Below are 18,777 nucleotides of genomic sequence, written 5' to 3'. Positions count from 1 at the left end.
GTGACAGCGGAGTCGGGTCAGCGAAATAGATAGCCGACAACAGGCAACCCGTTTTCTTGTGTAAGTAGTTGTAGAAGAAGCTCCGTATCGTTTTACCACTTTGAAAAAGGAAGAACGTGTGAAAGTACTTGTTGCGATAAAACGCGTGATTGACCCTTACGTAAAGGTAAGGCTGAAATCTGATGGATCAGGGGTTGAAACTGCGAATGTCAAAATGGCGATGAATCCTTTCTGTGAAATTGCCGTTGAGGAAGCGATCAGACTTCGTGAGGCAGGCCATGTGAGCGAGGTGGTAGTGGTATCTGCCGGTGAGGCAGTATGTCAGGAGCAGCTTCGGACTGCATTGGCGCTCGGGGCTGACAGAGCAGTCCATATTGAAGCAACGGCCAATCTGGAACCGCTATGCGTGGCGAAATTACTCAATGCCGTTATCGCAAAAGAGCAACCACAGCTTGTATTGCTAGGTAAACAATCCATTGATACTGATAACAATCAGGTCGCGCAAATGCTGTCGGCGCTGACCCATTACCCGCAGGGGACATTCGCTTCAAAAGTTGTTGTTGACGGTGACGCTGTAACAGTTACCCGAGAGGTGGATGGTGGTCTTGAAACGCTCAATCTGTCTCTGCCTGCCATTATCAGCACTGACTTACGTCTTAATGAACCTCGCTACGCCTCTCTGCCTAATATCATGAAAGCGAAGAAGAAGCCGCTTGAAGTCGTGAAACCGGATGAGTTGGGTGTGGCTGTTACACAGCACCATGAAGTGTTGGATGTCTTTGCGCCGCCTCAGCGTTCGGGGGGCGAGAAAGTCCAATCAGTAACAGAACTGGTCGATAAACTGAAAAACAGCGCGAAGGTGATCTAATGGCAGTGTTATTAATTGCAGAGCATGATAATCAGGTCCTGGGGCATGACACACTGAAAGCGATGGGGGCTGCAGGCAGTCTTTCTGGTGGTATTGATGTGCTGGTTGCCGGTGTCCATTGTCAGAAAGTGGCAGAGCAAGCTTCCCGTATTGCGGGGGTGCAGCGTGTGCTAGTGGCGGACAGCACTGTTTACGAACATCAGTTGGCTGAAAACCTGTCGGCGCTGGTGGCTGAAATTGGCGGGAAATACACCCACATCGTGGCGGCTGCTACGACCTTCGGTAAAAATCTGTTGCCACGTGTCGCAGCGTTGCTGGATGTCGGCATGTTGTCAGATGTCATTGCCATTGAATCTGATGACACCGTTGTGCGCCCGATTTATGCCGGTAATGCGCTGGCTCGAGTGAAATCTAACGATGCCGTCAAGATACTTACGGTGCGTGGTTCCGCATTTGATACGGCTTCTGAACGAACAGAAGGCACGGCGGAAATCGCCAGTCTGGATATTGAAATTGCCAATGATGTGTCCCGTTTTGTCGGCCGTGAGTCTGCCGACAGTGCACGTCCGGAATTGTCTGCAGCCCGTATTGTGGTGTCGGGAGGCCGCGGCTTGGGGAATAAAGAGAATTTTGCGTTGATCGAGAAACTGGCGGATAAGCTGGGCGCGGCGATCGGTGCCTCCCGTGCGGCGGTGGATGCCGGTTTTGTATCGAATGATCTTCAGGTTGGACAGACCGGTAAAATTGTTGCGCCGGATCTGTATATTGCAGTTGGGATCTCTGGCGCTATTCAGCATCTGGCCGGGATGAAAGACTCAAAAGTCATTGTGGCCATCAACAGTGATCCTGAAGCGCCAATTTTCGACATTGCTGACTATGGATTGGTCGGCGATTTGTTTGAGATTTTGCCGCAATTGATTGATGCAGTCTGATCCCCAAACGACTGCGGATAACTGAAGCGGACACCTGGGAAGGCTAATCCGTTAAAACTTGCCAACCGTACTGTTCTGCCATAGAAAACAGTACGGTTTTTTCTTTTTCCTGCTCACTCACCAGCCAGTTTATGAAGTTTGTGACCGCGTCACTTTCTGCGCTGGTCTGCATTGCATGGGTCTGGTAGTAATATTCCCAGTCGCTATTGGCGACAATCACGGCAGACTGCGGAAGCTTCAGAAAGCCTTGCTGCAGTTCGTTGACCACCAGCATTAAATCCGTGATAGCCACACCTTGTCCGGCCAGACATGATGTCAGTGCCATATCAAGGGTGTTGAATGTTATGCCGGCATGGTTCACGGCGTTTTTCAGATGATTTCTTGCCAGCCAAATTTTCCAGTCACTCTGATCGGAGGTCGGGTGGAGGCGGGGATAGCGCAGCATTTCTTTAACGGTTAATGGGGTATCTGAGTGTGTCAGCAGCCCGGAATAAACCGGAGCCAGATACTCTTTGCGGATAAAATGATAAGAATGTTGGCTGTTCGGCGTTTTTTGCACGTTAAAGATAGCGATATCGTAATCATCTTCATCCAGATTCATCTCTTCACTGCTATGTGCCAGGCTGGATGAAAGGACAATATCTAAATCCGGATAGCGTGCTTTAAAGGAATGCAAACGTGGTATCAGCCAACGCACGGCGAAACTCATTGCAACTTTCACCCGAAGTGTGCTGCTTTCCTTCATTTTCAGTTGCTTCAGTACGCGATTCAGTTCGCTGTACTGACGGGTCAGAACCTGAGCGATTTCCTTGCCTTCTTTTGTCAGTTCCAATGCCCGGTGATGACGAATAAAGAGTGAAAAACCAATGTGTTCTTCGAGCTGTCTGATCTGACGGCTGACCGCGCTCTGGGTAACATTCAGCTCTTCTGCTGCCAGCGTAAAACTCAGATGCCGCGCTGCTGATTCAAAAACTTTCAGGCCATTCAGCGAAGGAGGTAACAGTGTGTGTCGGCGCTTCATCGTCAATCTCTTGTTATTGGGTTGCATCTCGGGTGCCAATGTCGGCTTGCATGAGTTTTTAGAATGCTAACGTACTATAAATGTCGTTTGAAACACAATTCATAACACTCTACATTAGCGACTAATTATCACTTTTGAGGCTTTGTCAGCCTGTTTTCCCCTTTGTAGGTATAGAATGAAGAAATTAATCAGCCTGGCGATACCGCTCATTATCTCGCAGCTGGTAGCGCAATTGCTGGTTTTTACCGATGTCTGGATGATGGCACAGTTGAGCATCATGGCGATTGCCGGTGGTGGCTTGGGTGCAGCGGTGTATTCCATTGTTTTTACTGTGGCGGGCAGTACTGTCGGGTGTGTCGCGAACCTGATTGCCATTGCCTATGGTAAAAAGCTTAAATCGTCGGAGAAAGGCGAAAGAGACATCCGGGTCGCACTTAAAAGCGGAATTTTACTTTCACTGCTTCTGACACTTGCGCTTCAGCCGCTCTTTTTCCTGATGCACGATTTGTTGCTTGCTGCCAAGCAGGACCCTGATGCTGTTGTGCTGGCTGTCGATTATCTTGATGCGTTGAAATGGTCAATGTTGCCAACCCTGATGCTGCTGGTACTGCGTAGCTTGGTGAGTGCATTTGGTGATACCCGTTCAGTGATGGTGATGTCGTTGGCGACCGTCATCCTGAATGTGCCAATCAGTTACCTGTTTGCCTTCTCGCTGGATATGGGACTGGCTGGTTTAGGTTACGGCACGGCGCTGGCGGCATTTCTGGTCATGCTGGGTTACGGCTATTGGGTATTTACGCGTAACAAATATCGCCACTACAACCCGTTTACTTTGCTGGAAGAATACAAGCCTGGGATCATGGTGCCGCTGCTAGCAATCGGTATTCCTATTATGATCGCTACCATGCTGGAGCACGCGCTGTTTTCCGGTGCGGCGTTGCTGGCCGGTACACTCGGGGCGGTATCGTTGGCGATTCACCAGATTGCACTACAATGTCTGAACCTGTCGTGGAACATTGCCTTCGGTCTTTCGCAGGCGGCGTCTATTTTGGTCAGTCAGCATGTCGGGCGTCAGGAGCCAGCAATGGTGAAATACTACGCCAAGCAGGGGATGATTCTGGTGACATTGACCAGTGCCGTCATTGGCCTGTTGGTGAGCGTGAAGCCGGAATTTCTGACGCTGATTTTCAGCATCGAAGGGGATTCAATGGCATCTGAACTGGTTGCGGCACTACCGGGAGTGATGATCATGGTTGCCATGTGCTTTGTGGTCGACGCATGGCAACTGGCAGCAATCAGTATCCTGCGTGGAATGGCAGTCGTGAAGGCACCCACCGTCTCATCGGCGATCGGATACTGGTTCATTGGTCTGCCTTCTGCATGGTTACTAATGAATTTCATGGGACTTCGCGGAATTTGGGCCGGTCTTGGGATTGGACTGGCGGCCACTGGCTTGATGCTGATGGTTATTCTGTTACGTGAGCTACGTAAGCTGACTTCAAAGCATTCGGCTTACCTTTCTCATTCAGATGTGGCTCATGTTGAGCTCTCTCTCGTAGAAAATGCGCTGGAGTCGGATTTGCCTGAATCAGCCGAAAAGAAAAAAGCGTCGGTACTGCTGGGCTAAAGGTCTGTTTTTTGACACTGCGTGGCCAAATGGTTGTACGGACATATTCTGTACAGATTGCGATGATGGTTGATCCCCTTTATACTTATTCTGTACGGAGAGCTTCCGTACGCATGATAGCGGAGGTAACCATGGCAACAGCGCGTTTAGACCTGCGGTTAGACGAAGAGATTAAAGCCAAAGCAGAAAAAGCATCCGCTTTGCTGGGGTTGAAGAGTCTGACCGAATATGTTGTCCGGCTGATGGATGAAGATGCAACGCAGGTTATTGCTCAACATGAAAGCATGACGGTACAAAATGATGTATTTGATCGCTTTATGGACGCCTGTGATAAAGCAGAAGCGCCTAATCAGGCTCTGCGCGATGCCGCGGCATTCACGGAAGAGAATGGATTCAAGTGAGCTGGTCAAAAACATTTGTTGAACTGGACAAGCATGTTCACGATCGAGCTTCATTTGACTGCGGTGAAGCTGAGTTAAACACATTCATTCAGACTCAGGCATCAAAACATATGCAGGCAGGTATCAGCCGTACCATGGTGTTACCTGCCAGCCTGCCGTTGCTCAATCAAAAATGGCCAATTTGCGCCTTCTATAGTGTCGCCCCGAGTTCTATTCGGCGTGAGACCTTGCCAGTATCATTGGCTAAAAAGCTACCTAATTATCCCATTCCGGTTTTCCTGCTTGCGCAATTGGCGGTTCACCGGGAATATCACGGCCATGGTTTGGGTAAAGTTAGCCTGATTCGGGCGTTGAAATACCTGTGGGAAGTGAATGCCCATATGCGGGCTTATGCGATAGTGGTGGATTGCCTGACGCCTGCGGCGGAAGCGTTTTACACTAAGTACGGTTTTCAGGTGTTGTGTGATCACAATGGCCGAACCCGAATGTTTATTCCGATGAAAACCGTTGGTCAGCTTTTTAGCTGAGTGCTGATATCAAACATAAAAAAGCCGGTACACGAGGTACCGGCTTTTTATGGCCATCGGTCTTCTGACTGTGGAATTATTCAGAACGTGCTGTTAACGCAGACGAAACACATCGGTTTGCTTGTCTCTTTGTACATCAGCAAAACTGCGAATGAACGGGCCATGCTGTCGAACTTCTGCCGGTAAACGGGCAATCATCTCTTTTGCTTCTTCTTTCGTGGTAAAGTCACCATAAATCACGGCATACCAGCGGTATCCCTGGCTGTGTTTCCAGTTAACCCAAACCGGCTGCTGACCTGGGATATGGCGGATATATTTTTTCACATCGCCCTGACGTTCTTCTGTTAACGCGAGAACCTGGATCGTAAACCGGTTCGGGTTGAGGTGACCATAGGCTTCCTGAGTGGTCATTGCGCCAATGCACTGGCTCTGCGTATGAGTGGTTTCAAAAGTGGAACAGCCTGACAGCACTAAAACCGCCAAAAGCGCAAAAAACTTTCGCATTACAAACTTCTCCTGAAAAGTCTCTGTGTTGTTATTGTTCTGTCTTCATACCTGAAAGGTGTCATCGTTGATGACATGATCTGACATTATTAGGCGTCAATTTTTACCGGTCTGATAAACCGTGTTGTGATATCTCGTGACTTACCGAACAATTAACCAGCATAAAATACCTTGTTTTGATTAAGGTTTATACGTTGTTCTTGTCATAACGCATTTCACAGGTGACGAGTCTATCCCATTCTGATTATACTGTATATAAATACAGTATCTTTTGAGAGTGTAAATGATGGGTGCAGTGCCTCTGTTTATCGAATCGGTGAAATGCGGCTTTCCTTCTCCGGCGGATGGACACCAGGAGGAGTTGGACTTAGACAGCTATCTGATTCGCCATCCAAATGCGACATTTCTGCTGCGGGCGTCAGGCGATTCCATGATGGGGGCCGGTATTTATGACGGCGATTTGCTGATTGTTGATCGGGCTGAAACTATCGTACCGGGACGGATCGTGGTGGCGCGAATTTATGATGAGTTTACCTGTAAGCGATTGATCAGGCATGACGACGCCTGGTGGCTTGTGGCAGAAAATCCGTCATACCGACCGTTTCCGTTACCAGAAGATGCAGAGATTTTTGGTGTCGTGACGCGCAGTATTCATAACCTGATGGGGTGACGGTGATGGCGGAATTGGACGGCTATCGGGATCAGGTATGGGCGTTGGTTGATGCCAAAAGCTTTTATTGTTCCTGTGAAAAGCTCTTCGACCCCAAGCTGGCAAATAAACCCGTGGTGGTGCTTTCCAATAATGACGGTTGCTGCGTGGCAATCTCTGAGGAAGCCAAAGCCCTAGGGATTCAGCGTGGTGCGCCCTGGTTCAAAATCGAGTGTGAGGCCAGACGCAAAGGCGTTGAAGTGCGAAGTTCGAATTACACACTGTATGCCGATATGAGTCGGCGGTTTATTGAAGAACTACACCGTTTTTCACCCCACGTGGAGCAGTATTCCATTGATGAAGCGTTTGTCCGGCTGGATGGGTTCAGGCTGGACGGTTTAACCCGCTACGGTCATGACATCCGGAAAACAATTGAACGGCACATTGGGCTACCTGTCAGAGTCGGTATTGGCGCGACCCCGACTTTAGCCAAACTGGGTAATCAGGCTGTTAAGCGGTATGAGAAGCGGGTAAATGGGGTGATCCAAATTGATACTGATCATCGTCGACGCTGGTTACTGGAGCGCACTGATATTCAGGATATCTGGGGCATAGGAGCCAGAACGGCGGCCCGGCTGCGTACCACCGGGATTCAGAATGCGCTGGAATTATCGGAAAAAAGTGCTGCGGATATGCGTCGACTCTGGAATGTGGGGCTCGCGAGAACCGTGTTGGAGCTGCAGGGGGTCTCATGCATTGCGCCGGGTGATATTGATGAGAAACGTAAGCAGATCTTGTCAAGTCGTAGCTTTGGTGTCGGTATCAGCGATCTGGAATCGTTGCGTTCTGCGCTGGCTTTCCACTGTCAGCGAGCCGGTGAAAAGTTGCGTCGGCAAGGGAGTCAGGCTGCAATAGTCGGGGTATTCTTACGCACGAATCGCTATAAAGACTTACCCCAGCACAACAGAAGCAGTGCAAGACCGCTGCTTTGTCCGAGTCAGGATAACGGCCAGTTTCTCAGCAGTGCACTTGAGCAACTTGAACAGATATACCGTCCCGGTTACGAATATCAAAAAATTGGCGTGATCCTGGATGAATTAACAGATGCCAACAATGATCAGTTTCAGCTGGATATGTTTGATTCCAGTGCTCTGGCGGAAATGAAGCGCCGGGATCTGATGGCATTGACGGATCAGATGAATGCCCGGTTTAAAAATGGCATCAAGCCAGCGTCGGTGATCAGTACCAGTAACTGGCACATGCGACAGGCATTTCGATCAAATCGGTGGACGACAAGGCTTGACGAGCTTCAAGTTGCGAAATGCTGACGTTGCTTTTTCTATCAGAAAGATGTTGCACTCACTCCAGAATATGTCTGAATGCGGGTGAGTTATGCCATAAACTGGCATATGGTTCGCGCCATCTACTCAGGAAACTCATACGACAGGGAAATAAGTCATGCGCGTGATTGCCACCTGCTTTAAATGGCTGTTGTTGCCGGTGGTCGCATTCACCAGCGGTTGTACCTCTTCTTTAGAGCGCGATGATGTGTTGGCCTACAAGGTCAGCCATCCGCTCAATCTCCAGCAATATTATCAGTCCGACTGGTACCGACCAGATAAGCATGAAATCGAAGAAATTCGGGTTATTCAGCCAGACGGTTATCTCAGCCGCGGTGTTCGTTTGTCCGTAAAAGACAGTGATAATACCGTGTTCTATCTGGGGGGAGCCCCGTATCGCGATCAGCAGGATGATGCTGATATTCTGGGACAGTTGGCGTTTCTTGGCCTGAATGTGGTGACGTTTCGTCAGCGTGGTATCGATGAACATGGTTACTGGCCAACATTGGCTCAGTTAAAAACTGATACCGATATGTTGTACCAGAGCATTAAACAGAGATATGAGCATGAATATTTGATCCTGCATGGCGCTGCAATGAGCACATTCTGGGTGGCAGAGATTGCCGCACAGCAAAATAGAGAAGCGGGTGTTCAGCAGGCATTGGTGGTGGAAGCGCCGGTGACGACGGTTAATGAGCTGGCGACGGACGGCGATAAATGGACATGGTTGAGAGAAAAGCAGGTTGCTGAAGATCTGGCGCCTTTGGATAACTATCAGACACTGGCCGAATTTGACGGCCCTTTATTGGTGCTGATTGCTGGAGAGGATACGCAGGTACCGGCTGAGTTGTCTGCACGATTTTTTGCCGCGCAGCGTTCCTGGAAAAAATCAGTCGCCGTGATTGAAAATACTGATGAGCACTCGTTGCTGCACTCGGATGACGCATTAGCGGCTTACACCCAGTTTGTGAGAAAGCATGGCTGGGAAAATACACCGGATACTGTGAATTGATCGTTTGCGCTGTTTTGTATGTGAACCGTTCTGTTTGCCACGTGTGGATTGGGTTTCTTCTCGCCTCTCTTGGCATTAAGTGTGCTTTAAGAGTCGGCATGATGATAAAGGGATACCATAGGCCAAGGAAAGACGATAGGACAGGGATCCACAAGGACATGATTAAAGCGAGAGTCGGCAAGGATACTTGTATGGCAAGGATGCTTATATAAAAATGTATGTCTTTCTTTTTCTCATATAACTAAAACCTCTTTGATAGAGTGAAAGCGAATTTCTCAATGCGTTGTCTTTGCACATAATTTCCATCAGAGATAACGCAGAGAAAGGCGCACAATATCGTGATACACGTTTGGTTAAGTATTGTTTTCGGATTATTGGCTATGTCGGTGGCGACGACAGGTGTGATCAGTGCGGTTTGTGTCATGCTGGCTTTCTTCATCGTGATATTGATCGCAGCGCTCGGAGACAGGGCAAGATCATCAGGAAAATAGTCTGAAAAATAACTGGCAAGTGAATCTTTTTCTTAATATGTAAAGCGGCTGATGGCTAATGTAAGAAAGTGAAAAACGCGAGGAAAAACGCGAGAGGACGAAGAAGATTGCCTTCAAAAAAACGGGCTACTGAAGATCAAAAATAGCCCGTTTTATCAGAGGATAAGTATCAGAAGACAAATGGCCCGCTAAAGATATAGTCCTTGAAGGTAAGCCTCAAAGGTAAGTCTCAAATGCTATGTTTCAAAATTATGTCTCAATATCTATGCTTCAAAAGCCACGCCTAAGAAGATAAGCCCACCCATTTATCAGAAACTACACGGCGAACTGGATGTAGCAGAGGGAGCCGACACCAATACCCACCCAAAGCAATACACCTAAAAGAAGCGGTTTTAATCCTGCCGCGCGCAATTTCTGAATAGTGATACCAGAGCCAATCAGGAACAAGCAAACCACAAGCAGTCTTTTTGACGCTGAGAATATCCCGTCATAAATTGGTTGCAGACTCGGCACAAAATGCGCGAACACAATCGCGGCACAGTAAAACAGAATGAAATAAGGCACGCCAATTTTCTTGCGGTTACCTTTGAACAGCATCGCACTGAGCAGGGCTACTGGAATGATCCACAAGGCTCGGGCTAGCTTCAGTGTCGTCGCGGTCTTTAGCGCTTCATCACCATAGGCGCCAGCTGCTCCAACCACGGATGAGGTATCATGAATGGCAATGGCGGCCCAGGTGCCGAAAGCCTGCTGACTCATATCCAACGCATGGCCGATAACCGGGAACAAAAACAGGGCGATCGCATTAAGAACAAAGACCGTAGCCAGCGCCAGCGAGGTTTGATCATCTTTAGCATTGATGGCCGGCGCGACAGCGGCTATAGCGCTGCCGCCGCAAATGGCTGTTCCTGACGCAATCAAGTGGCCGGTTTTAGCTTCCAGGCGCATAGTACGGGTCAGAAGATAACCGAGTAATAAGGTGGCAAAAATCGAAGTAACGATCAGGCCCAAACCATTCTGACTGGCTTCGATGGCCTGATTTAGGTGAATCCCGAACCCCAGCCCGATAATGGAGTAAGAAAGCAGTTTTTTGGTAAAAGCAGCAACATTAAACCGGTGAGGCACTAATCCAAATGTTGCCAGTGTAAACCCGAGTACCAGGGCAATGGGGGAACTGATGATGGGCAGCAGACAGAGTAAGGCAACAATATAGAAAATGGCGTCAGATTTGTTCGACTGCGAGAGAAAAGTGCGAACTGTTATCATAGCGTAGTCAATGCGTAGGGTAATAAAGCGCACAGTATAAGGAGATTTTGTGTTAAGAAGAATTATAAAAATCTGATGCCAGGGTTAAGAGAATCTGAACATTGGCTTTTGATTGCTTTTTACTTAAAGTTATTGCCTGGAGCAAAAGTTTATTTTTTGACCCACATTCCTGAAGGGTCCTGATAGTAATGTCCCGGTTCTGTTTTTTCCATCGCTTTTTTATGCGCCAAATGGCCGACCTCACGCACCGTGAGCCCGTGAGTGACGGCGATCTTCTGGTATTGTTCCTGTCGAACACGGTTAACCGCATTGACCAGATCCCTGATGGCGGGTGACGGTCGTGATGTAACAGGCGCGACAAAACCTGTATTGGCCTCACCAATGAGTCCCTGATCTTTTGCCTGTTGCAGGTCAAGCGCGTAGGCACTCAGCGCGAAAAACATCGAAATGATAAAAATCAGTATGTTTCTCATGGCCAAATCCCTGCCCACTCAGAAAACCTTATCATCTTTGAATAACTCATCAATTTCCTTATCGACTTTAATACGGATTTCGTGTTCGATTTTAACATTCAAATTCACTTCGATAGGTTTATCTGACGCGGCAACCTGAACGGTTGGGGTACAGCCGGGAAGGCTGATAAGCAGGATGAGTCCGAAAACGACCACAAACAAAGGTATGTAAGAAAGCTTCAATTGGATGTCCATTGGCTACAACCTTCAATCGGGCGATACAACTTCCTCAATTCAGTGAAAGAGTTAAGTGATAGCGCAGCCCAAATTTGAATACAAAAACAGCGCAACATAAAACGCTAGTTATCCACACCAATCTGCTTTAAAAACAAACTTTCCAGCTTAGAAGAATTAATGACACTGAGTGTCTTGAGTAGTGCCGGAATGTTTTCCTGAATGTTGAGGTTCAAATTAACGGGTTGGCCGGACAGCACGTCCGGATTATGCCCTTTGAACATCGCACTTACATCCAGATTTCCTTCTTTAGAATAGTCTAGAAGAATGGTGAGATTGTGGTAGTTATAATTTTTGAGAATCTTACTCACGACCAAGAGACTATTTTCGCCTGCGTTTTCTACATTCCTGTCTATATTTGAGCCTTCCTTGTATTTCAGTACCCCCCCCGGATATCGTGCATGCAACTTGCCATGCTCGATAACGGGTTTGCCATTTGAAAAACTGAGGGGCAAAGTGCCGTCGAGAATGCCTGTCATGACAATATCTTTTCCATCCACGGCATCTATCAGCTGATTCAGCCTGATACCATGAATCAGGATAGGGATAGCGGGAATGGTTTTCAGGCTGTTACTGGTAATCTGGTGGGTGCTGACAGAGCCGCCGAGTGTATTGGCATTGGCTCTGTCTAGTCGGTAGAAAGACTTTTCAGTGTCCAGCTCAAAAACGGCATAGAGGTTTTCCAGCAATACTCCCATGTTGAGGTAACTGGCGTGCAGGCTAATAGGTTGCAAAGAGCGGAATCCGTTCGGCGTAAGCTCCGCGAGCAGGGACACGCTCAGATCGGCAAAATGAGTATTACCGACGTAACCGCCGAGTTCACTGGCATAAAGACCAAATCGTCCTTGCCACTGATGTGCCTGTGCGCGTTTGGGCGGTCGGCTTCTGTTGTTCAGGTGTGCATGATTCGAAAAATGGGCATCAAAACTCAGCGTACCGGTATGCAGGTCATAATCGATTGGCAGACCGGGCAGGTAATGTTTTTTCAGAGTCAGCTTAGGGCTGAAATGGATTGAGTGACGCTGTAACGTGATGTCTGTGTTTTGCGTCGGAAAGTCATGCTGGATGAGAAATCGCGCCAGCTCAGCATGCCTGCCATTGAGGAGATTGGCTGAGATATTCACTGTATCGGGAACAAACGATACCTTTCCTTCACTGCGAATCATGGGAAGACGCTGGCCGTTTTGGCTCAGCGTGATTCCGGCTTTGTACTGGGATGTCAAACTGACTGGTTTTTGATCGTCAGCCCGGAGAGTCGATTTCGCATTGGATCCGCGGGGCTGTCCTTTTGGCTTTGACGGGTGTGTGCCTTTGGGTCGGTAGGCAAGCTGTACTGCATTGAACTCGGCATTAAACTCACCGTCGTACTTCTGGACCGGTAGCTGGCTTTTGTCATCAGGTTTACGTCGTTGCTGACGTTGAGAAGGCTTGGTGAAAATTGTGGAAGTCGTGGCGTTGGTCAGATTATCGGATGTACCGCTTCCGGAAACTTCGGAAGCATTACTGGCCGTGTCCTCGGCAATGATTTGCTGACCGATCCAGCGGGCAGATACTGTCAGCGGAGAAGTCTCTGCGGAAGAAAGTGTGAGTTGCTGGGTTTCATCATCACGAAAACGCTGACTTAGTGTAAGGGCGTCTGCCTGTGCCACCACATTGTCCAGCTGATTTTCCAGCCAGACTTGCTTACGCGGCAACAGTATGTGTTTAGCCTGCAAAGTCGGCTGTTTCAGCACCATTGTCAGGGCGTTGTCACTCCATCGGCTTTCGAGTGTCGACTTGAAGGTCACGTTTTCTACCGTAACATCTTCTGTCGGATATAAGGCCTTTATTTCAGCCGCTAGCTGGCTGATTGAGTGACATTGTAACGTGCCAGGTTGACTGAGTTGGCTTGGCTGATGTGGTTGTTTTTGCTGAGTTGGCGAAATGGGTGTCTCCCGGATAGCTGATGAAACCAAAGAGGTTGTCGTATGAAGTGGCTTAGACGATTCGCCTTGTGTGCGGAGAGTGACCGCGCAGATTAGCTGATCAAAGACAAGATCGAGTTTATGGCCAAACTCTGTGTTGCTGAAGGACAGAGATTCATTTTGCGGAGCCAGGCTCAGAGAGAGCGTATCGCTTTGATAGTTGACATCAAACAGTAGTCGGCCATCAGTATTGAGTAACAGTGACTGTAGCGGTTTTTGTCTGACTTTCGTCAGGAGAGAATGCTTAAGCGCCAGCGCGCCCAGATTCACGCGAATGGCTTTCGGTAGTGTCAGAGAGAGTCGATAACTGGCCTTTTCGACTTCTCGGAACAGTTGAATGCCGGATCTGTTCGATTGAATAGGATCTGAAGGGTTCTCATCTGGTGTGTTGTCCGGATCCTGGTCAGATGCTGGGGGGATCTTTTTGCGTAGCTGAAGATCCGTCTGGACGGCAGATAGGGTGATGGGTTGATCCAATGTGGCGTCAGGAAGATCAAACAGCTTGAGCTTCTTGGTCAACGCCGCGGTCTGTTTGACATTGGCTTCGCAGAACAGCGACTTCGGTAGTGGGCTGATAAATGAAATATCTCCCTGACACGAAAGCCGATGGCCCTCTGGCGACGTCATTTCGCCTGTCAGATGGGCATCATTGGGGCCGGTATGCTTGATCTGAATACCGAGATCATATGGATCGGGCGCCAGCGCTTTACCGTTTAACTGGAATGTGGCTTTATGCGCGGGTTCATTCATCAGATAACGCGGTGTTTCAAGGTCCAGCCGGGCATCGAGAATCAATGAGCCGTAGGTAAGCTGGTTCACTTTCAGTGTCTGCAGAGGCAATTGAGACAAACCTGAAATCAGTTGTCCCAGATGCAACCCTTCATGAACCTGTTCGGGAGGTTTAATAAATTCCGGTAATTGTTTTGGGGGTGCCAGCATGAGCTTATCGGCCAGTATCTGAATACTGGTGGTGGGCTGCTGCAGGTTCATCATTACCGAAATATCACTGCCGGATTGTAAGACGTCGGCATCAACGGTTTCCCAGCCAGGCAGGACTTTCGCCAGATGCACCGTCAGTGGTGTTTTAAATGGTTGCCAATTGAGCGAAAAATGTCCCTGTTGTAACACCAGCGGATAAGGATAGTGTCGGATATCCTGTGGGTGAATCAGCGTTAGATTTGCCTGGTTTACCATGCCTGTCAGAGCAACATAGGGAGAGGTTGTGAGAACCAGGCTCACGCCCTCCAGATGCTGAGGCACTTCATTGTCCCCATTGATAGTCAGCAACATATCGGCGGTTTCGGCCTGAGCACTGAACACATACGGCTGGGTGAGGTCGGTCAGAACAAATGCCGTATCCTTCAGCGTTATTGGACCAAAAGACAGATTTTGTTGCGCCAGTGCCGTCTGGATCTCGGGTGCAAGTCGAATGGTGAGGTTGGGTGAGAACAGGCGCCATGACGAATCGGCGATTGGGCTCTCATCATCGACAAAATGCTCCAGCGTCAGCTTTTCTATTGTCAGCAATGTTTTGTTGATGGACAGACTCAGTTTCTTAATAACGATGGTCTTGCCCAGTGAGATACCGGATATGGCGTTTATTTCGACCCCGCGGGATGCCAGCCAGGGAGGGATAAGAATGGCTGGTATCACTATGATACAGAGCATTAAAAAAATCCCATACGCAAACAGGCGTACCTTGCGATAGCGCCCATTACGTCGCCTTCCAGGCTTAGGCATCGCTTTCTTTGGGATCTTTTCCATTAACCAATTCGCGCAGCTTCCAGACTTTAACTATCTTTACTAAGCATAATCCGTGCTCAGCAAGTTGGAAATTTATCGCTTGAATCAAACACTTTGCTGAAATCGATATTGCACAATTTTCTCCTGATCACAAAAGGCTTTAATTGGTAGAGTAAAATTTTGTGATGTCTCGAAGTTTATGAAATAGCATGATTTTTTTATTGTTTTTTTCTACTGGTTTTCTGCAGATCTGGATAGTTGCAGAGGTTGGAAACAGAACATTCCTCCTTGATGTGTGAGGTGGTTGGTTGAATCAACTAAACATGCTGTCAGGCCATATTGATTATTGGTCGTAAAACTGAGAGAAAGGTGAATAAACAACCACAGTAAACACAACAAACATAAAAATCATCAGGAAGTGATTATGTCAGATAGCGTGCCAGTACAGCCAGTGGCTGAAAACAGCAGAAAATCCTATACACAACTTATCAAATCTTTAGGACCGGGTATCATGATGGCGACGGCAGCTGTGGGGGGATCCCATCTGGTTGCCTCAACCAAAGCCGGCGCCATTTATGGCTGGCAGCTCGCCGGACTTATCCTGCTGGTAAACTTATTAAAATATCCATTTTTCCGTGCAGGTGTTCAGTACACAATGGGAACGGGCAACAGTCTGATTCAGGGTTATGACACCATGGGGCGGGGATATCTTTGGGTGTTTACCGGTCTGAGTGTTATCTCCGGTATCGTCAACACCGCAGCCCTGTTACTTTTCAGCTCCAGTCTGCTGGGGTACTTTCTTCCGGTGACGCTGTCACTTCCTGTGTTATCAGGTATCGTGGTGACTTCGTGCCTGATCATTCTGGCCGCCGGGCACTATAAGGCGTTGGATGGGCTTTCGAAAATTATCATGAGTGTGCTGGTCATTGCCACCTTGTCTGCGGTTGTTATCGCAGCGGGTAAAGGCAGTGCCGCACCAGCAGATTTTCAGGCGCCATCTGCATGGAGCATCGCTTCTATCGGCTTTATTGTGGTGATGATGGGCTGGATGCCAGCACCGATTGAGATTTCCTGTCTGACCTCATTGTGGCTGAAAAGTCAGTGCAAAGAGCAGCAGGTGACAGCGCAGTCTGCTTTGTTCGATTTTAATGTTGGCTATATCGGAACGGCGATTCTGGCTGTTGTCTTCTTGTCACTTGGTGCACTGGTATTGCATGGCACAGGGACGGAACTGAAAACCTCAGGGATTGGCTTTTCCCATCAGCTGGTGAGTATGTATGCTTCGACAATTGGTGAGTGGTCTCGTTACCTGATTGCACTGGTCGCTTTCTTCTGTATTTACGGCAGTACTATTACCGTTATTGATGGTTATGCGCGCTCTGTTGCCGAAGCTCAGTTATTGTTGCAGGGGAAACCGGTTGGACAGCGTAAATATCACAATGCCTGGATGGTCATTATGGCTGTGGCGGCAATGGGGATTATTCTGTTCTTCAGTTCTGCATTGATGCCGCTTTTGGACTTCGCCATGATTCTGGCCTTTATGACCACACCGATTTTTGCCCTGCTGAACTACCGGTTAGTGTCTAAAACGGATTTGCCAAAAATACTGCAATGGAGTCGTAGTATGAAGGTACTGTCTTGGATTGGCCTGACTTACTTGTTTGGCTTCCTGGCGGTATTCATCTGGTGGAAATGGCTGATGTAAGCTTGCGATAGTTATTTATTGATGACATTTATTTAAGAAACAATTTGATTAAGTAGCAACAGAAAAAGGCCGGATACCAACAAGATGACTGATGAAATCTGTCTGTGTATCCGGCAAATCACCGTTAATGTGAAACTGCGTACTTGAAATCGTATGGGTTACCCGAACAAAGTCGGGCTGCTGAGTTCAGATTTTTTATCCTCTGCCTATAAAGGGCGTTTATTTGGCATTGGGCGTGCTGCCTGATGGTTCACTACATGAATCGCCGAAGCCAGAGATTGCAGTGCACTTCAGATATCCCCAATTAACATTGCTTGCAGTACCTTGCCTAGTAATTTCTCTAACGCCTGCTACTGACTGAACCGGTTTACTGACGTGATCCACAGCAATCGTATAAAAAGATATCCGTTCCTGTATCCAGTCAATAGCCGCATCCGCTGACTGGATGACCTACTCTGGCTGGTGGCCAAGGGGACGGACTATGTTTCAGATACCGTAAGCTGTCAGTCAGCGATTAAAAACATCAACCTGAATCAGACATTAAACTCAGACATGAATAAGCTTGGCTGAATGTGAAGCAATGTAGTGTATTGTTTGGACTGTGTTATTAGCTCAGATCAATTTTTGGCGTTTAATTTGGATGACATTCAAATGCTTAGTCATAATTTTGATTAATGCATCACTTAGGTATGAAATTTTTCGGGGATATAACATATGATTTTGAATACATATTCTTTTGACTGAATGGTTAATAATGATGTTATGTTTAAGTGGTTGCCAGCCTTGAACGGTCAGATAGAAGAATCAGCCGGATATTAGAAACAGACAGACACAAGGAACAGCTAGCTTTCATCGCCAGCAACGGTTTAATATCAAGGGAAGAATATCAAGCATTTACTGGGAGAATGCGTGAACAAACTATTATCATTTGAAGCTTTGATGGTGCTGGACGCGATTGATCGACGTGGTAGCTTTGCAGCAGCATCGGAAGAGCTGGGTAGAGCGCCTTCATCACTCAGTTATCAGGTTCAGAAACTGGAACAGGATCTGGATTTGGTTATCTTTGACCGTTCCGGCCACAAAGCGGTGTTTACCAAAGCCGGTAAGTTATTGCTTGAAAGAGGGCGTTTACTTCTGACGGCAGCGGACGAGATGATTTCTGATGCCAGCGCACTGGCCCATGGCTGGGAGCTGGAACTGACTATCGCATATGATGGTGTGATTAAAGTCGATACCTTGTTTCCCATTGTCGAAGCGCTGGCTGAACGAAGTAAAACAAAGATCCGTTTTCGTGAAGAAATTCTGGCCGGTGCATGGGAGGCATTGGCGCAGGATCGTGCAGATCTGTTGATCTCACCTAACCCGAGTGTGGCACCGCATGATGTGAAAATTCAGCCATTGGGGAAAATGGACGCCGTGTGGGTTGCGCACCCGGATCATCCAATCCATAAACATGATAATCCTTTGGATCCTGCTGTTCGCAAACAATATCGCGGGATTGCCGTTGCAGATACGGCCCGTCACTTGCCGCCGTTGACCCACAATATTTTGGATGATCAGCCGCTGCTTACAGTTACTTCGATGCATGACAAACTTCAGGCACTCAAAGCGGGCCTGGGTATTGCCACCATGACATATAGTTACGCGCAAGAAGCCATAGATAAAGGCGAGCTAATGGTGATAGGTGATAACCCGGTGTTTGAGCTGGATATTGTACTGGCCTGGAACCGTAGCCGGATGGGTAAAGCTAAGAGTTGGTGTATCCAGTACATTGAATCAATGTGGAAAAAGCAACAACACTAGTTTCTGTCGGGGTGATAACTCCGGTTTGCCTCATATCCAGTGCTCCGCTGGCTCGGATCGGCAGGGAAAACCATGCCGATCCTGGATGAGCAATGCAGTATCGAGTTTCTGCGTTTCTGTACGATCTTGATGTATCGACAGGTAGGTCAAATGATCAAAAGAAGCTTAAATCACCAAT

The 18,777-nt window shown here is 48.1% G+C and carries 16 protein-coding genes; 10 read left to right on the top strand and 6 right to left on the bottom strand.

Going from position 1 to position 18,777, the window contains the following annotated elements; genetic code table 11:
* The first annotated feature begins 118 nt into the window (after window positions 1-118).
* Complete coding sequence (locus tag PGW97_RS20350) at window positions 119-868, top strand: electron transfer flavoprotein subunit beta/FixA family protein (RefSeq protein WP_047885765.1); 750 nt, start codon at window positions 119-121, stop codon at window positions 866-868.
* Window positions 868-1,800: an electron transfer flavoprotein subunit alpha/FixB family protein gene (locus PGW97_RS20345; RefSeq protein ID WP_273860578.1), complete on the top strand. Its 933-nt coding sequence runs from the start codon at window positions 868-870 to the stop codon at window positions 1,798-1,800. Before PGW97_RS20350 ends, PGW97_RS20345 begins: the two co-directional genes overlap by 1 nt.
* A 43-nt stretch (window positions 1,801-1,843) precedes the next feature.
* Here the strand turns inward: PGW97_RS20345 and PGW97_RS20340 are convergent, their stop codons facing one another.
* Window positions 1,844-2,821 (bottom strand): LysR family transcriptional regulator, encoded by a 978-nt coding sequence (locus PGW97_RS20340; protein ID WP_207103729.1) that lies wholly within the window; start codon window positions 2,819-2,821, stop codon window positions 1,844-1,846.
* 175 nt (window positions 2,822-2,996) lie between these two features.
* Here PGW97_RS20340 and PGW97_RS20335 point away from each other — a divergent pair, with 175 nt between their 5' ends.
* The 3 genes from PGW97_RS20335 to PGW97_RS20325 all read left to right on the top strand — a co-directional run bounded on the left by PGW97_RS20335 (window position 2,997) and on the right by PGW97_RS20325 (window position 5,376).
* Window positions 2,997-4,448, top strand: coding sequence for an MATE family efflux transporter (locus tag PGW97_RS20335; RefSeq protein WP_084712588.1), 1,452 nt, complete (start codon window positions 2,997-2,999; stop codon window positions 4,446-4,448).
* A gap of 131 nt (window positions 4,449-4,579) precedes the next feature.
* The gene (locus tag PGW97_RS20330; RefSeq protein WP_047885762.1) at window positions 4,580-4,849 is read left to right on the top strand and encodes a type II toxin-antitoxin system TacA family antitoxin; all 270 of its coding nucleotides are present in this window, start codon (window positions 4,580-4,582) and stop codon (window positions 4,847-4,849) included.
* Window positions 4,846-5,376 (top strand): GNAT family N-acetyltransferase, encoded by a 531-nt coding sequence (locus tag PGW97_RS20325; RefSeq protein WP_047885761.1) that lies wholly within the window; start codon window positions 4,846-4,848, stop codon window positions 5,374-5,376. The genes PGW97_RS20330 and PGW97_RS20325 overlap by 4 nt, the downstream gene beginning before the upstream one ends.
* A gap of 93 nt (window positions 5,377-5,469) precedes the next feature.
* Here PGW97_RS20325 and PGW97_RS20320 read toward each other — a convergent pair whose 3' ends face one another.
* The gene (locus tag PGW97_RS20320) at window positions 5,470-5,880 is read right to left on the bottom strand and encodes an SPOR domain-containing protein (RefSeq protein WP_047885760.1); all 411 of its coding nucleotides are present in this window, start codon (window positions 5,878-5,880) and stop codon (window positions 5,470-5,472) included.
* A gap of 286 nt (window positions 5,881-6,166) precedes the next feature.
* On the opposite strand from PGW97_RS20320, the gene PGW97_RS20315 reads away from it, so the two are divergent.
* The 3 genes from PGW97_RS20315 (at window position 6,167) to PGW97_RS20305 (ending at window position 8,881) form a co-directional block, all read left to right on the top strand.
* Window positions 6,167-6,550: a LexA family protein gene (locus tag PGW97_RS20315; RefSeq protein WP_047886305.1), complete on the top strand. Its 384-nt coding sequence runs from the start codon at window positions 6,167-6,169 to the stop codon at window positions 6,548-6,550.
* Between the two features lie 5 nt (window positions 6,551-6,555).
* Window positions 6,556-7,857 carry a Y-family DNA polymerase gene (locus tag PGW97_RS20310; RefSeq protein ID WP_107193873.1) on the top strand — a complete coding sequence of 434 codons (1,302 nt, stop codon included), beginning with the start codon at window positions 6,556-6,558 and terminating at the stop codon, window positions 7,855-7,857.
* 130 nt (window positions 7,858-7,987) lie between these two features.
* The gene (locus PGW97_RS20305; protein WP_273860577.1) at window positions 7,988-8,881 is read left to right on the top strand and encodes an alpha/beta hydrolase; all 894 of its coding nucleotides are present in this window, start codon (window positions 7,988-7,990) and stop codon (window positions 8,879-8,881) included.
* A gap of 806 nt (window positions 8,882-9,687) precedes the next feature.
* Here the strand turns inward: PGW97_RS20305 and PGW97_RS20300 are convergent.
* The 4 genes from PGW97_RS20300 to PGW97_RS20285 all read right to left on the bottom strand — a co-directional run bounded on the left by PGW97_RS20300 (window position 9,688) and on the right by PGW97_RS20285 (window position 15,016).
* A complete protein-coding gene (locus tag PGW97_RS20300; protein ID WP_047885757.1) occupies window positions 9,688-10,638 on the bottom strand; it encodes a YeiH family protein in 951 nt (316 codons plus the stop codon).
* Between the two features lie 149 nt (window positions 10,639-10,787).
* A complete protein-coding gene (locus tag PGW97_RS20295; protein ID WP_047885756.1) occupies window positions 10,788-11,111 on the bottom strand; it encodes a YdbL family protein in 324 nt (107 codons plus the stop codon).
* A gap of 18 nt (window positions 11,112-11,129) precedes the next feature.
* Window positions 11,130-11,345: a YnbE family lipoprotein gene (locus PGW97_RS20290; protein ID WP_047885755.1), complete on the bottom strand. Its 216-nt coding sequence runs from the start codon at window positions 11,343-11,345 to the stop codon at window positions 11,130-11,132.
* A gap of 104 nt (window positions 11,346-11,449) precedes the next feature.
* Window positions 11,450-15,016, bottom strand: a complete 3,567-nt coding sequence (locus PGW97_RS20285; RefSeq protein WP_273860576.1) for an intermembrane phospholipid transport protein YdbH family protein — start codon at window positions 15,014-15,016, stop codon at window positions 11,450-11,452.
* 499 nt (window positions 15,017-15,515) lie between these two features.
* Between PGW97_RS20285 and PGW97_RS20280 the strand changes: the two genes are divergently transcribed.
* Together PGW97_RS20280 and PGW97_RS20275 are read left to right on the top strand one after the other, a co-directional pair.
* Window positions 15,516-16,796, top strand: a complete 1,281-nt coding sequence (locus PGW97_RS20280) for an NRAMP family divalent metal transporter (RefSeq protein WP_047885753.1) — start codon at window positions 15,516-15,518, stop codon at window positions 16,794-16,796.
* A gap of 939 nt (window positions 16,797-17,735) precedes the next feature.
* Entirely contained in the window at window positions 17,736-18,599 is an 864-nt protein-coding gene (locus tag PGW97_RS20275) for a LysR family transcriptional regulator (RefSeq protein WP_047886304.1), read from the top strand.
* Window positions 18,600-18,777 lie beyond the last annotated feature (178 nt).

This window comes from Photobacterium sp. GSS17, assembly GCF_028621875.1.
Classification (GTDB): Bacteria; Pseudomonadota; Gammaproteobacteria; order Enterobacterales; family Vibrionaceae; genus Photobacterium; species Photobacterium ganghwense.
Note: the sequence above shows the minus strand (reverse complement) of the source record. Positions and strands in the feature narration are given on the sequence as shown.

Bases quoted from the DNA above. Each gene is read 5' to 3' on its own strand.
- PGW97_RS20330 (WP_047885762.1), top strand. From the start codon at position 4,580: ATGGCAACAGCGCGTTTAGACCTGCGGTTAGACGAAGAGATTAAAGCC.
- PGW97_RS20345 (WP_273860578.1), top strand. From the start codon at position 868: ATGGCAGTGTTATTAATTGCAGAGCATGATAATCAGGTCCTGGGGCAT.
- PGW97_RS20300 (WP_047885757.1), bottom strand. From the start codon at position 10,638: ATGATAACAGTTCGCACTTTTCTCTCGCAGTCGAACAAATCTGACGCC.
- PGW97_RS20280 (WP_047885753.1), top strand. From the start codon at position 15,516: ATGTCAGATAGCGTGCCAGTACAGCCAGTGGCTGAAAACAGCAGAAAA.
- PGW97_RS20285 (WP_273860576.1), bottom strand. From the start codon at position 15,016: ATGCTCTGTATCATAGTGATACCAGCCATTCTTATCCCTCCCTGGCTG.
- PGW97_RS20275 (WP_047886304.1), top strand. From the start codon at position 17,736: ATGGTGCTGGACGCGATTGATCGACGTGGTAGCTTTGCAGCAGCATCG.
- PGW97_RS20315 (WP_047886305.1), top strand. From the start codon at position 6,167: ATGGGTGCAGTGCCTCTGTTTATCGAATCGGTGAAATGCGGCTTTCCT.
- PGW97_RS20320 (WP_047885760.1), bottom strand. From the start codon at position 5,880: ATGCGAAAGTTTTTTGCGCTTTTGGCGGTTTTAGTGCTGTCAGGCTGT.
- PGW97_RS20310 (WP_107193873.1), top strand. From the start codon at position 6,556: ATGGCGGAATTGGACGGCTATCGGGATCAGGTATGGGCGTTGGTTGAT.
- PGW97_RS20305 (WP_273860577.1), top strand. From the start codon at position 7,988: ATGCGCGTGATTGCCACCTGCTTTAAATGGCTGTTGTTGCCGGTGGTC.
- PGW97_RS20295 (WP_047885756.1), bottom strand. From the start codon at position 11,111: ATGAGAAACATACTGATTTTTATCATTTCGATGTTTTTCGCGCTGAGT.
- PGW97_RS20290 (WP_047885755.1), bottom strand. From the start codon at position 11,345: ATGGACATCCAATTGAAGCTTTCTTACATACCTTTGTTTGTGGTCGTT.
- PGW97_RS20340 (WP_207103729.1), bottom strand. From the start codon at position 2,821: ATGAAGCGCCGACACACACTGTTACCTCCTTCGCTGAATGGCCTGAAA.
- PGW97_RS20335 (WP_084712588.1), top strand. From the start codon at position 2,997: ATGAAGAAATTAATCAGCCTGGCGATACCGCTCATTATCTCGCAGCTG.